Raw genomic sequence first — 13,877 nt, 5'->3', positions numbered from 1 at the left:
TTTTTACAGATAATTACGCATAACCAATTTTGAGAGCATCCATAAAAAATGCCAAGAAGAATGCAGATAAAAACAACAAAGTTGCGAAGCGCTTTGAAAAAATAGTCTTGATATTGGATGGATATACAGTTACTGTATGTTCATACAGCATTGTAACGAGGTAAATTATGAGCATCTATTCTTGGAACAACTCAACAGAACATTCTCTTAATAATTACGCACAGTCAATCCCTGCGACAGGGCTTACTAACAGCTCTATGCAACAAGGTATGGTGAGCGAACTTGTTTACGATGAAAAACACCCTATTATGGATTACATTTTATTACCCATGCTTCGCCAGTTTGGGGTCCAATCACGCTGGTTACTCTGGTTAAGCCCTAATAAAAAACTCAGTAAACACTGGTTAGAACAATCAGGTATACCCACTAATAAAGTTATGCAATTAAATCATATGGAAGATATCACCACGATTGATGCCATGGAAAAAGCCTTAAGAAGTGGGAATTATAGCGTGGTTCTAGGGTGGCTACCGGAAATAAGCGAGCAAGATTTTATTCGTTTGCAATATGCTGCTCAAGAAGGCTGTTCTATTGGCTTAATTATGCGTCCACAGAAAACGTATAATATGATTAGTACACAAGCAAGACAGCCAAACCACTTAAAAATTCATTCAAATCATTACCACTAGCTAAGATTAAGAATTTTCTTACTAAATTTAACCTTTAGGTATATTTGTCTCTAAAGTTAAATTAAAAGTATTGTAGATCAATCAGATAGATTAAATATAATCATTGTTAAAAATATACATATCTCTCTGATTTATACACTAAAAAAACACTTTTTTTAACGATTTTTGCTCACTCTACTTGTATCTTTTTAAGTTCGTTGTAGACTTTAGCTTGTTCGGCTTATGGCATTATTTTTTTACTTTTCTTATTTTTTTGTAGATAATGTCTGCGAAACCTAGCAAGTAAATTAAACCAATGGCATATAATAAGGCTCAGCGAAGCCAAGCCAATATTGGATGATAACGAGGCGTAAAAATGAAAAAAACAGCTATCGCAGTAGCAGTGGCAGTAGCAGCTTTTGCAACCGTTGCACAAGCAGCTCCAAAAGATAACACTTGGTATACCGGTGCTAAATTAGGTTGGTCTCACTATGAAGACACTAAATTCACTCCTAACGATGGCCCTTCAGTAGGTAGTTCTACCGAACGTGATACTTTAGGCGCAGGTGCATTTGCTGGTTACCAATACAACCAGTATATGGGCTTCGAATTAGGTTATGACTGGTTTGGTAAAATGAAATACAAAGGCGCTGACAAAGGCGACTTAACATCTATGGGTGTTTCATTAACTACTAAATTAAGCTATCCAATCATGGATGACTTAGACGTTTACACTCGTTTAGGTGGTATGGTTTACCGTACAGAAGCTAAAGCGAACCAACGTAACTACAAAGAAACTGACACTGGCGTTGCACCTGTATACGCACTGGGTCTTGAGTACGCAATCACTCCAGAGTGGGCTACTCGTTTAGACTACCAATGGGTTAGCAACTTAGGTGATAAAGACAACATCGGTACTCGTCCAGACAACGGCATGCTGAGCGTTGGTGTTGCTTACCGTTTCGGTCAAGCTGATGCTCCAGTTGTTGCGCCAGCTCCAGTTGTTGCTCCAGCTCCAGTTGTTGAAAACAAACGCTTTACTCTGCGTTCAGACGTTCTGTTTAACTTCAACAAAGCAAGCCTGAAACCAGAAGGTCAAGAAGCTCTGAATGAGCTGTACAACGAACTTAGCAGCATCGACCCAACTCAAGGTCGCGTACTGGTAGTTGGTTTCACTGACCGTATCGGTTCACAAAACTACAACTTACCACTGTCACAAAAACGTGCTCAGTCTGTAGTTGACTACTTAGTTGCTAAAGGCGTTCCAGCTAGCGCAATCTCTGCAGAAGGCCGTGGTAAAGAAGATCCAGTAACTGGTAACAAATGTGACGATGTTAAAGGCCGTGCTGCTCTGATCGAGTGTTTAGCGCCAGACCGTCGTGTTGAAATCGAAATCCAAGGTACAACTGAAGTTGTAACTCAACCAGGTGCTTAATTCTTAGCCCTAGTTTGAATTTCGAACTAAACATAAAAAAACCCCAATTAATATTGGGGTTTTTTTTATCATCAAAAATCACAAAAAATCAGTACAGCTTAAAAATACACTTCAAAAGATTTAATTCTATAATAACGGTATCTTGCTTAGATACTTGCTACAGTGATGATCATCACTGATCTTCTTTAGTTATCCGTTTCCTTTGGTGTCCCAAGGATCGCTTGCAAATCTTGTTTTAATGAGCTCATCTGGCTTTCATATTTATCTTTATGTTCTGCGTCTTCAATCAACTGAATAATAGTTTCAGACAACGTCTTATTACGCTTCACGGCAAGGTTAGACAAACGCTGCCACACCGAAAAGTTTAAATCTATTGATTTCTTACGTGTATGTGGGTGTTCTGCATTAAAATGACGCTTACGCCTCGCCCGAATACTCTGTTTCATTCGGTTATCAAGCTCTGGGTTCATATGCAGAGAGATCCACTTTAGTACATCAACCGGTCTATTTTCCATTTTTAGCAGCAAGTCTATCGCTTCTTTTTCTGCACTTCTTTCTATATAGCGGGTAATTGCTTCGCCACCCCTTGCTTTATTGACGAGGTATTCCCATTTCCAGCCACATTCAAGATTTTCAAGCTGCTGATATTTCATAATTTTTCCTGAAGAAAATTGAACCTATTTTTATATTAGCAAGATTATATACAAAATACTCAAGCAGATATTCGATTTAGTGGAATATTCACTCTTTCAATAAAGAAGATGACCTCCTCTTGTAAAAATAGTGTACAATCCGCCCCTATCTGTTAACAAATTAATAAAACTGCATGTCCACATTTGAATACATACTCGTCATCTATGGGATTGGCGGTGTATGCGCAATGCTATTTACCCTACTCGTAACAAAAGACCCTAACTGCTTTATGCGCTTGCTGAGCGCCATACTTATTGGCTTGACTTGGCCGATGACACTACCCATTGTATTTATGTTTTCGTTATTCTAGTCGATAATTCAACAATTATTGCTGCAAGATTGCCTATCAAAGGCTAATATAGCAAGCTTGCCCATTGGGTAATGAATGAGCCTGAAATTTGTTTATAAAACAAACAATGTTATTTAGCAAATTTATTAAATAAACCTTATTCAGGCATATACGCCCAGCTTATTGGCAGGCATTTTATTTATAACCCTATTAATAGCAGATAATTATAGTGATCAGTCAAGAACTAACATGGCAAGGCCTAATTCCTAACTTATCGTCATTTCAGACGAAATTTGTATCTTCAGAAACGTTGCCCCCTATACTTTTATCAGATATTCAGCCTAGGCTATCTGATGGCATACAACATTTCGTTGATGAATTTGCCCAAACTCGCTTCATGTTTATCAAGTCTGATGACAGTGAGGCGTATCTTAGCCTTTATGCTAATGCAATTACCCCCTTACTGGCAGAGATAAATACCATTGATGGTGATTATCAATTATCTGAAGATAGCCGTCTTTTTCAATGGAAAAGTGGTGTTAAAAGCCGTTTCTCTTCCCATGAAAAAATTGCTTACCGTAGTTGGATAGAACCCGAACAATTATTTGGCTATGTCACCCCTTCATTGAATTTAGTGCCAGGATTACTTCACCAAATTAATGGCGGGATCTTAGTTATCGCAGCTAGCGCATTAATTAGCCAACCTTTAATGTGGGCTCGCCTAAAAAATATGGTTAACCGTCAACAACTTGAATGGTTACCTTATTCTGAGAATCAGCCTTTACCGATTGAAATTGAACCACAACCTTTAGAACTTAAAGTCATTATTGTTGGTGACCGATTAGCTTTAGAAGAGTTTGAATTTACATCACCGGAACTATTTAGCTGCGCAATTTATGGCGAATATGAGCCTATTATGTTCTTCGAAGATGAAGAACAATTGAGTTTATGGATGCGTTATGTTAAATCCATTATTGAATCCAATAAATTACCACATATTTCTGCTGATGGCTGGGTCCCTTTCATCCAACAAGCTGTTCGTTACTGTGAAGATAAATTTAATCTTCCTCTTGATATTCTTTGGTTAGTTCGCTCTCTTGTTGATGCCAGCCACTACCATGTTAACCATTTGCTGACTCAAGAGTCATTTAAGCAAGCAAATGAAAACCGCCAATGGCGCCACAGTTTTCTTGCTGAACGTACTCAGGACGATATTTTGCAAGAACAAATCTTCGTTAAAACTGAAGGCGAAGTTATCGGCCAAGTTAATGGCTTGTCTGTCTTACAATATCCAGGGCACCCTGACGCTATTGGTGAGCCATCCCGTATTACCTGTGTCGCACATTTAGGTGACGGTGAATTCACGGATGTAGAACGTAAAGCAGAGCTGGGTGGGAATATCCACGCCAAAGGCATGATGATCATGCAAGCCTATTTAAATTACGAGCTAAAATTAGAGCAGCCTCAGCCTTTCTCCGCCTCTATCGTCTTTGAGCAGTCCTATGGTGAAGTTGATGGTGATAGCGCATCACTCGCAGAGCTGTGCGCTTTAATTAGCGCATTATCACTACAACCTATTGACCAGCAAGTTGCTATCACGGGTGCAGTTGACCAATTTGGCTATGTCCAACCTATTGGTGGGGTGAATGAGAAAATTGAAGGTTTCTTTGATATCTGTGAAAAACGTGGGTTAACTGGCAACCAAGGTGTCATCATCCCGATGGCAAATGTTCGCCATTTATGCACCAAGTCTGCTGTCGTTGAAGCCGTAAAAGAAGGTCAATTCCACATTTGGCCTGTTGAACATGTCGCCCAAGCCATTACTATATTGACTAAGCAACCTTACTTTGAACAACAAGCTGAAGAAGAAAATGTACACCTGTTAGCTTTAATTCAAGAACGGATCAATCAAGCAAACTCACCTGATAAAGCCCGACTTCCTTGGTTCTTAAAATGGATAAGTTAAGTAAAGATTGCGTAAAAAATAGCAGATCGGAGTTGTTCAGCGTACAAGTGTAAGCTATCCTGTAGACCTACACTTAATAAAGGCTATCTTAAGAACATGGTTGAGAAACGCGGATCCTACACAAAAGATGATTTAATTGCTTCTGGTAAAGGTGAGTTATTTGGAGAAAATGGTCCTCCATTGCCATCTGGAAATATGTTGATGATGGATCGTATCGTCAGTATGACTGAAGATGGCGGTACATTTAACAAAGGTTATGTGGAAGCTGAATTGGATATTAATCCAGACCTTTGGTTCTTTGGCTGTCACTTTACAAACGACCCTGTCATGCCTGGTTGTTTAGGCCTCGATGCAATGTGGCAGCTAGTTGGCTTCTACCTTGGCTGGCTCGGCGGTGAAGGTAAAGGGCGCGCTTTAGGTGTTGGCGAAGTTAAATTTACTGGCCAAGTTCTCCCTACCGCGAAAAAAGTTACTTACCGCATCAGCTTTAAACGCGTGATCAACCGTAAACTGATCATGGGGTTAGCAGACGGTGAAGTCTTAGTTGATGGTAAATTAATTTATACTGCAACAGACTTAAAAGTGGGTCTTTTTAAAGACACCAGCGCATTCTAAATATTTGAAATGCAAACCTCCGCAATGGCGGAGGTTTTTAAATGAATGAATACCTTCAGCTTAAAAACCCAAAAATATGCAAGAAAACAAGCTCAGGCTATTTAAGCTAAACGTTCAAAGAATATTGGGGTTACACCACCGCTATGGTTCGATCCTCCATCGCCTTTCGCCAACCACCTAGCCAATGCGACCGAGCATCTACTGCTTGATATGGGCACAACTCTTTAGAGCGCCCTGCTAAACCTGCTTGATAACCTCTTGATAAAGCTCTTTCTAAACGGTCTCGCTTCTGTCTTTTCATGCCTTACTTCCCTCATCATTTAAATGGAAAAGAAAACAGTACCTACTATTTTTAATAGGTACACTATAGAAATAGCGCCCGTTGAAAAAAAAATCAAGTAAAGATTTTCATATATTTGTCATAAATGGCATAAATGTGACTTGTATATGACAATTAACACAACCTATTGATTTGATTTGAAAATAAAAACATTCTTTTATTTATCATAATATTAGAGAACAAAATCAATTATTATTCACTAATATATAAATAAAAATAATATCTATATTTAATGAAATTAAAAATGCACTTTGAATATATAAACCACATATATTCAAGGTGCATTTAATATAAATTACTTAAGTAATAACCAATGATTAGTATTTATCTATCTCTTTCGCAATACTCTCAGCGACTTGCTGCCACCCCATTGATAACGTGCGAACTAGCTCAGGGTAGCCATCTTCATTTTGGTCTAACTGTACATCAAAATTACGACGGATCACGTTTTTATCATGAGTGTAAGTCCAAAAGCCTTGGATTAATACTTTACCATCATACCGCCCATTAAAGGCCGTCAAAGTAATATCAAGTGTATCCGGTGAGTTTTGTAATGGCTGCAAAGACACGAGTTTTTCAGGTAACGCTGCAGATAATTCACTCACCATCGACTGACCAAGCTGTTGTTCTAAAGGACTCGCCCATAGATGCGTACTTGCATTGGTATAACTGACATCTGTCGTTTGGTAAGTAATCCCATTTGATGTCAGCACATCTGATAACATGATGCGTTGTAACCACACTTGGCCTTTATTCATCACCTCTGCAGATTGTGTCTGAGGAGTTTTCATTGGCAGTTGGTAGTACTTTTTCTCTGGGGTACTGCTACAAGCTGCCAATAATAAAACAAATATTGATAGTAAATATCTCATTATTTTTTCACTCCTTTAGGCTCAACATCCTTCGTTGGCTCAGCTTCGAAAACTAACGCATTACTCTTATTATTCAAAGTACGTAGAAGCGGCTGAACTTCTCTTAATACTTGGTCTAAACGCTGCATGTTATCCACCATTTTATTATAAGCTGGAGAACCAGGTTGGAAACCTTGCATTGCACGGTTCATTTCTTGCAGTGTTTTTTGCAAGTCATGAGGTAAATTTTGGAACTCTTTACTCGCCATAACTTTGTTGAGTTGAGCCAACATCGCATTAGCTTCTTTAACAACTTTCTGCCCTTCTGCCAATGTTTGTGTCGTTTGGTTAAGCATCGGTTCAATTGGCATATTGTTAATTTTATCCAACACCGCAATGACTTTTTGTTGAATTTGCGCTAAACCTGCACTGGTTGTTGGGATAATTTTATAGCCGGCAACCACGGTTGGGCCTTTATAAGGCTCTGCATTTTGCACAAAATCCAGATCAACAAATAACGCGCCCGTTAATAAATTCCCTGATTTTAGTGATGCCCTTAAGCCATCTTTCAAAGCTAAATTTAATTCATTTTTTAAATTAAAGTTCTTACCGACATCCTTAGAAAAACGTTCTGGTTCAATGTGGATCAAAACAGGAATTCTAAAGTCATTATCCAGTGATTGGTCTAAACCTTCGGTATAAAAAGGCACTTGTGCAACAGTACCTAAACGAATACCACGGAACTCTACCGGCGCGCCCGGTTGTAGGCCTCGCACTGAGTCTGAGAAGAATAAGACAAAATCTTGATACTGTGTATACAAGGAATTTTGAATACTGCTTTGGTTGTCAAACAGTTGGAATTCAGCATTTTCCTTCACATTAGCACCAGGAACCCACCCGGTTGGAACATCAAAACTCACACCACCGGTCAATAATGTCGCAATTGAGCCCATTTCAACATGCACGCCTTGGGATGACATATCAAAAGCTATACCGCTATCTTTCCAAAAACGTACATTTGAACTAATCAATTTGTCATAAGGCGCATTGATAAATAATTGATAACGCATATCGCGTTTATCCATATCAAAGTCGCTCGTTTCAACAGAACCGACCCGGTAACCACGGAATAACACTGGGTCACCTGGATTTAATTGTCCTGCCTTATCGCTCACCAATACAACACGAATTCCCTTAGCATCAGGTGATGCAAGAGGTGGGGTATCCAATAAGGTAAACTCGAAATGCTCTTTTGCCGCTAAGCCCGGTTGAAGCTCAATGTAAGCACCTGAAAGTAATGTACCTAGCCCAGTAACGCCATCACGCCCAATTGTTGGTTTTACAATCCAAAACGCAGAATCAGTACGCAGTAATTCTTTCATTTCATTGTTCAAACGCGCTTTAATGACCACTCGACTAAAATTGTCATCAAGCGTCACACTTTCCACAACGCCAATATCGACGCTACGGCTTTTAATTTTGGTTTTACCTGCTTCTATTCCTTCAGCATTGTAAGTGATTAATGTCACTTCAGGGCCTTGGTTGCTAAAATGGTAAAATAAGACCCAAGCGCCAAGCAAGACTGTCACTATTGGGATCACCCATACAGGCGACCAACTTTTTAACTTACTAATTTTGGCATTGGCCTGTGGTGTTTCTTTATCAGTCACCCGATGACTCCTTCTTGTTCAACAGTATTTACTGCATTTCTTCTTTCACAGCGATCCCAAGTTAATCTGGGGTCAAAGGTCATCGCTGCAAACATTGTGAGAATAACAACCACACCAAAGAAAATAATCCCCATCGCAGGGACAATATTCATCAATTGCCCCATTTGAACCAAAGAGGCTAAAATGGTGATAACAAACACATCTATCATTGACCAACGGCCAACATACTCCACCAGCTCATAAATAAAATGCATACGATGCGGGTCCCGATTACCATACCCTTTGGAATCTAGGCAAAGCCATGCAATTCCTATCATTTTCAATGTAGGCACCATAATACTGGCAACAAAAATCACCATAGCAACAGGATATGACCCGTCTTCCCACAGTAAAATGACGCCATCAATAATAGTCGAATTTAATGCTGTACCTAACGTGTTTGTGGTCATCATCGGCAACACATTCGCAGGGATATACAACATAATTGATGTCATTAAAAGAGCCAAAGTCCATTGTAAACTTTGTTTTTTACGTACACTACCATGTGAGTGGCAGCGTGGGCATTTTGATTGTTCAGCCGGTAAAATTGCCGTACACACAAGACATAAGCGTACATCTTGCTTAATCCCCGTCTGGCCGACAATTAACGGCCTATCTAATTTCGGCGCAGCTTCAATTCGGTTCCATAGCCAATGGCGGTCTAAGCATTGGAAAGCCCTTACTTGCAGCATGCAATACGCGCAATAAGGTAAAAAGCTTAACCCGATACCAATATCGCCGTAAGCTATCAATTTAACAAAACTGACTAAGACCCCCGCTAGAAAAATCTCAGCCATGCACCACGTTTTCATTTGGAACAAAATACGGGTGATCACCACTTTAATATTTTTAGGAATATGAACCTGCACCCCTAAAAGGATGATTGTGACCATACAAAATGCAGGAATAACCAATGAAAAAAACAGAAAAAATAGCGCCAAACCGCTATAGCGCGTGGTAGCTATAATTTCAATTATTTGGAATAACGATATTTCATTTTCAATCCCTGCGGCGCCCATCTTAACAAAGGGAAATAAGCAGGCAATAAATAGCATAATTAATGCACTAAATGCATATGCTGCTGGCTGCTTATACGGATATCGCCACTTTGAGACCAATGTGGTTTCGCAGCGTGGACACGTTGCTTTGCTCCCTTGTTCCAATTCAGGAACTGCAACCAACATGTCACACTGAGGACAAAGCACATGTTCATGAGACTCATGGTTGCACAAAGTGTATTTGCTCCTTTAATTAAAGCGTCATTCGCCGTTTTTCAGTAATTCAAGCTCTTGCCAACGGTCAAACGCTTGCTCTAATTCAGCTTCTTTTGCAGATAGCTGAGTCAGCGTTTTTTCTGTTACATCATGCGGTTGGTTGAAAAAATCTGCATCGCCAACTTGAGCTTGTAGTGCTTCAATATCACTTTCAAGTTGTTCCAATTTTGCTGGCAACTGTTCCAATTCACGTAATAAATTATAACTGAGCTTATTTGACCGCTTTACCGCTTCTTTCGGTTTCGTTGGTTTATCTTGGCCAGCCACTTTACCTGTTTGTTCTGCTTTCAAACTCACGGTTTGTGCTCTTTGCTGTTGAGCATCGTAATACCCGCCAGCAAAACGGTTAATCACGCCATTACCTTCAAAGATCCAGCATTCCGTCACGCTGTTATCGACAAACTCTCGGTCATGGCTAACCAATAAAACCGTTCCTTGGTAACCATCAACTAATTCTTCAAGTAACTCTAAAGTTTCGACATCAAGGTCGTTAGTCGGTTCATCGAGGATCAATAAGTTACTTGGTTTTAGGAATAAACGCGCAAGCAATAACCGATTACGCTCACCTCCAGAAAGTGCCCTAACCGGTGTCATTGCACGTTTTGGCGGGAACATAAAGTCTTGCAAATAGCCGAGAACATGGCGTGGCTTACCATTCACCATGACTTCTTGTTTACCTTCCGCTAAATTATCCATCACGGTTTTATCTGGGTCCAATGCTGCGCGGTGCTGGTCGAAATAAGCAACTTCCAACTTAGTCCCACAATGCACTCGTCCGCTATCTGCTTGCAAATCCCCCAACATCAAACGCAATAATGTTGTTTTACCACAACCGTTTGGCCCAACTAGCGCGATTTTATCGCCACGTAATACTTGAGCTGAAAAATCTTTTACCAGTACTTTATTATCAATCTGGTAATTCACATTTTCCATTTCAAATACAATTTTGCCAGAACGGGCGGCTTCACCCACTTGCATTTTCGCTGTGCCCATCACTTCACGACGCTGTGAACGCTCTACCCGTAGGGCTTTTAACGCACGAACACGCCCTTCGTTACGAGTACGTCGCGCTTTAATACCTTGGCGGATCCACGTCTCTTCTTGGGCTAATTTGCGGTCAAATTCCGCATTTTGCATCTCTTCAACACGCAAAGCTTCTTCTTTATTCACCAAGTAGTCATCATAATTACCCGGCCAAGATGCTAATTTCCCACGGTCTAAATCAATAATACGGGTTGCCATATTACGGATAAATGAACGGTCATGGGAAATAAATACGATGCTACCTTGGAAATCTTTTAGGAAATTTTCCAGCCAAAGAATTGTTTCTATATCTAAGTGGTTGGTTGGCTCATCTAAAAAGAGTACTCGCGGGTTACTCACTAACGCACGGCCCAAAGCCGCTTTACGTAGCCAACCACCTGATAATGAAGACAGTTCTGCATCTGCAGGTAAACCGAGTTTTTTCAGCACATCACTGATACGAGAATCTAATAACCATAAATTACGGTTATCTAACACCTCTTGCAATTCAGCCAATTTATTTAGATTTTTTTCACTCGGGTCGGTTTCGACCTCTTTCGCAACATGGTGATAATCTTTGAGGTACTGAGCTTGTTCTGCAACACCTTCAGCCACAAAATCAAAAATAGTGCCTTCAATATTACGCGGAGGGTCTTGCTGCAAGCGTGCAACAACTAAATCTTGCTCATAAACCAATTGGCCATCATCCAACGGCTGTTCTTTCGTTAACACACGCATTAACGTTGATTTACCTGCACCATTGCGGCCAACCAAACATACACGTTCGTTATCTTCGATATGAATTTCGGTATTATCCAGTAATGGGGCATCACTAAACGAAAGGTATGCACCCGACAAATTAATTAAAGCCATTGATTCTATCCTTACTCTGCGTGGCTAATTAGCCAGCAGTTATGTATTTGACGGTTACGAGCAAAATCTTCTGACAGTGTTTTCGCTGTGATTTCTTGCGCTTGTAAACCTAATTCTTTAATTGCTTCAAGATCCATTTTGAAACCACGTTTGTTATTAGAAAACATTACGGTTCCACCACGGCGTAATAACCGCTTTAGGTGGGTAATCAATTGGATATGATCCCGTTGCACATCAAACGTACCATCCATGCGTTTTGAATTTGAGAATGTTGGGGGATCAATAAAGATCACATCAAATTGTTCCCGGCTATTCGCTAGCCAACTCAAGCAGTCCGCTTGAATTAAACGGTGCTGGCGACCTGTAAGTCCGTTCGCTTGTAGATTTTTTTCAGCCCACTCAAGATAAGTACGTGACATATCAACGGAAGTGGTACTTTTCGCGCCACCAAGCCCCGCATGTACAGTCGCGGTACCGGTGTAACAGAACAAATTTAAGAAATCTGCATCTTTACTCATCTGGCCTAACATTTTACGGGCAATACGATGGTCAAGAAATAACCCCGTATCCAGATAGTCCGTCAAATTCACCAACATTTTCGCATTGTATTCTTGCACTAAAAAGAAATCGTCTTTTTGCGCTAATTTCTCATACTGCTGCTTGCCTTTTTGGCGCTGGCGCGTTTTTAACACTAGCTGATTCGATGTCAGTTCTAGCACATTCATTGTTGCAGTGATCACATCAAACAGGCGTTGACGAGCTTTGCGTTCATCAACGGTTTTTGGCGGTGCATATTCTTGGATCACCACCTTATCGCCATAAATATCAACCGCAACATTGTATTCAGGTAGGTCGGCATCATAAACACGGTAGCAATCGATCCCTTGCTGCTTTGCCCATTTACTTAATTTCTTGATATTTTTACGTAAGCGATTTGCAAAATCAGGTGAAATCTCCGCGATGGTCTCTGACGGTGTAGCCGCTAATTGATAATTCTTTTGAACGCAATCTAAAGGGCCGTTTTTGGCTTTAAACTCACGCTCTGAACGCAGTTGCAAGCAGCTGAGTAGCTCGGGAGAAGCACTAAAAATCGATAAACGCCAACCAGGGAAGCGGGCCTTCACGATCCGCCCTAACTGACTATGTAGCGCAATTAAAGCAGGCTCACTTTCTAAACGCTCACCATACGGGGGGTTGCTAATGATTGTGCCTAACGTATCGACCTTAACTGGGTTTTCCAATGCAGCGGCATCACCTTGCTTAAAGGTGATTAAATCTTGTAACCCTGCCCGGCGTGCGTTCGCACGAGCCATTTCAAGTACACGCTTATCGATATCAAAACCATAAAAGCGCGATGTCGTCTCTTTCAAACCTTGGCGGAAACGCACTTGCGCTTCCGTGGTTAATTCACGCCAAAGTTCCGCGTTAAATTTAGACCATGCATAAAACCCCCAATGAGTACGGTGTAAGCCGGGGGCTTTATCCGTTGCCATCATTGCGGCTTCAATTAACAATGTTCCTGAACCACACATCGGGTCGACCAAGGGAGTTCCTTGCTGCCAACCTGAACGGTTAATAATTGCTGCTGCCAGTGTCTCTTTTAAGGGGGCTTGGCCTGCCAAATCACGGTAGCCACGAATATGTAATGAATCACCACTCAAATCGAGAGCCACACTGGCTTTCTCTTTATTCAGATAGACGTTAATACGAATATCCGCTTGCTGGCGAGCCACATCAGGCCGCTGGTCAAGCTTGCGTACAAAGCTGTCTACGATAGCATCTTTCACTTTCAATGCGCCGTATTGGCTATTGCGAATTTCTTCGTTAGTCCCCGTAAAATGAACAACAAAGGTATCATTGACTGAAAAAATCTCACTCCAGTCGATAGCTTGTACACCGAGGTACAAATCTAGGTCACTGTAGACATCAAAATCATTCAGTGGCAATAAAATACGCGATGCCAGCCGACTCCACAGTAGGCTTTGATACATCACACGTTCGTCGGCCTGAAAATAGACACCCCCTTGGGCCACTTTGCATTGGCTAGCGCCAAGCGATTCTAATTCCGTTTTCAGTAGTTCTTCAAGGCCGCGAGCTGTGCTGGCAAACAGAGAATTCATAGTATTTATTACCAATTTGGA

The 13,877-nt window shown here is 40.8% G+C and carries 12 protein-coding genes; 5 read left to right on the top strand and 7 right to left on the bottom strand.

The genetic code is table 11. The annotated features are described in order from the left end of the window. Positions 1-167 precede the first annotated feature (167 nt). Positions 168-689: an SOS-induced cell division inhibitor SulA gene (gene sulA / locus M0M83_RS07120; protein ID WP_248468024.1), complete on the top strand. Its 522-nt coding sequence runs from the start codon at positions 168-170 to the stop codon at positions 687-689. 355 nt (positions 690-1,044) lie between these two features. Then, entirely contained in the window at positions 1,045-2,103 is a 1,059-nt protein-coding gene (gene ompA, locus M0M83_RS07115; RefSeq protein ID WP_125892677.1) for a porin OmpA, read from the top strand. Positions 2,104-2,288: 185 nt separating this feature from the next. Here ompA and matP read toward each other — a convergent pair whose 3' ends face one another. After that, positions 2,289-2,756: a macrodomain Ter protein MatP gene (gene matP, locus M0M83_RS07110; protein ID WP_248468022.1), complete on the bottom strand. Its 468-nt coding sequence runs from the start codon at positions 2,754-2,756 to the stop codon at positions 2,289-2,291. 173 nt (positions 2,757-2,929) lie between these two features. Between matP and M0M83_RS07105 the strand changes: the two genes are divergently transcribed. The 3 genes from M0M83_RS07105 to fabA all read left to right on the top strand — a co-directional run bounded on the left by M0M83_RS07105 (position 2,930) and on the right by fabA (position 5,666). After that, positions 2,930-3,106, top strand: coding sequence for a GhoT/OrtT family toxin (locus M0M83_RS07105; RefSeq protein WP_004909646.1), 177 nt, complete (start codon positions 2,930-2,932; stop codon positions 3,104-3,106). Positions 3,107-3,314: 208 nt separating this feature from the next. Next, on the top strand, positions 3,315-5,051 hold the full coding sequence (locus tag M0M83_RS07100) for an AAA family ATPase (RefSeq protein ID WP_213914472.1): 1,737 nt from the start codon (positions 3,315-3,317) through the stop codon (positions 5,049-5,051). A gap of 96 nt (positions 5,052-5,147) precedes the next feature. Then, on the top strand, positions 5,148-5,666 hold the full coding sequence (gene fabA / locus M0M83_RS07095) for a bifunctional 3-hydroxydecanoyl-ACP dehydratase/trans-2-decenoyl-ACP isomerase (protein WP_004909641.1): 519 nt from the start codon (positions 5,148-5,150) through the stop codon (positions 5,664-5,666). Positions 5,667-5,796: 130 nt separating this feature from the next. Here the strand turns inward: fabA and rmf are convergent, their stop codons facing one another. The 6 genes from rmf to rlmKL form a co-directional block, all read right to left on the bottom strand. Continuing rightward, positions 5,797-5,967 (bottom strand): ribosome modulation factor, encoded by a 171-nt coding sequence (rmf, locus tag M0M83_RS07090; RefSeq protein WP_004256131.1) that lies wholly within the window; start codon positions 5,965-5,967, stop codon positions 5,797-5,799. A gap of 356 nt (positions 5,968-6,323) precedes the next feature. Beyond that, positions 6,324-6,878 (bottom strand): membrane integrity-associated transporter subunit PqiC, encoded by a 555-nt coding sequence (pqiC, locus tag M0M83_RS07085; RefSeq protein WP_125892671.1) that lies wholly within the window; start codon positions 6,876-6,878, stop codon positions 6,324-6,326. After that, on the bottom strand, positions 6,878-8,527 hold the full coding sequence (pqiB, locus tag M0M83_RS07080) for an intermembrane transport protein PqiB (RefSeq protein ID WP_125892669.1): 1,650 nt from the start codon (positions 8,525-8,527) through the stop codon (positions 6,878-6,880). The genes pqiC and pqiB overlap by 1 nt, the downstream gene beginning before the upstream one ends. Further along, positions 8,524-9,798 (bottom strand): membrane integrity-associated transporter subunit PqiA, encoded by a 1,275-nt coding sequence (gene pqiA, locus M0M83_RS07075; protein ID WP_213914473.1) that lies wholly within the window; start codon positions 9,796-9,798, stop codon positions 8,524-8,526. Before pqiA ends, pqiB begins: the two co-directional genes overlap by 4 nt. A gap of 27 nt (positions 9,799-9,825) precedes the next feature. After that, the gene (locus tag M0M83_RS07070) at positions 9,826-11,736 is read right to left on the bottom strand and encodes an ABC transporter ATP-binding protein (protein WP_213914474.1); all 1,911 of its coding nucleotides are present in this window, start codon (positions 11,734-11,736) and stop codon (positions 9,826-9,828) included. 11 nt (positions 11,737-11,747) lie between these two features. Continuing rightward, positions 11,748-13,856 carry a bifunctional 23S rRNA (guanine(2069)-N(7))-methyltransferase RlmK/23S rRNA (guanine(2445)-N(2))-methyltransferase RlmL gene (rlmKL, locus tag M0M83_RS07065; protein WP_125892663.1) on the bottom strand — a complete coding sequence of 703 codons (2,109 nt, stop codon included), beginning with the start codon at positions 13,854-13,856 and terminating at the stop codon, positions 11,748-11,750. Positions 13,857-13,877: the final 21 nt, after the last annotated feature.

This window comes from Providencia rettgeri (genome assembly GCF_023205015.1).
In the GTDB taxonomy this organism is placed as follows: Bacteria; Pseudomonadota; Gammaproteobacteria; order Enterobacterales; family Enterobacteriaceae; genus Providencia; species Providencia rettgeri_E.
Note: the sequence above shows the minus strand (reverse complement) of the source record. Positions and strands in the feature narration are given on the sequence as shown.

Bases quoted from the DNA above. Each gene is read 5' to 3' on its own strand.
- sulA (WP_248468024.1), top strand. From the start codon at position 168: ATGAGCATCTATTCTTGGAACAACTCAACAGAACATTCTCTTAATAAT.
- ompA (WP_125892677.1), top strand. From the start codon at position 1,045: ATGAAAAAAACAGCTATCGCAGTAGCAGTGGCAGTAGCAGCTTTTGCA.
- matP (WP_248468022.1), bottom strand. From the start codon at position 2,756: ATGAAATATCAGCAGCTTGAAAATCTTGAATGTGGCTGGAAATGGGAA.
- M0M83_RS07105 (WP_004909646.1), top strand. From the start codon at position 2,930: ATGTCCACATTTGAATACATACTCGTCATCTATGGGATTGGCGGTGTA.
- fabA (WP_004909641.1), top strand. From the start codon at position 5,148: ATGGTTGAGAAACGCGGATCCTACACAAAAGATGATTTAATTGCTTCT.
- rmf (WP_004256131.1), bottom strand. From the start codon at position 5,967: ATGAAAAGACAGAAGCGAGACCGTTTAGAAAGAGCTTTATCAAGAGGT.
- pqiC (WP_125892671.1), bottom strand. From the start codon at position 6,878: ATGAGATATTTACTATCAATATTTGTTTTATTATTGGCAGCTTGTAGC.
- M0M83_RS07070 (WP_213914474.1), bottom strand. From the start codon at position 11,736: ATGGCTTTAATTAATTTGTCGGGTGCATACCTTTCGTTTAGTGATGCC.
- rlmKL (WP_125892663.1), bottom strand. From the start codon at position 13,856: ATGAATTCTCTGTTTGCCAGCACAGCTCGCGGCCTTGAAGAACTACTG.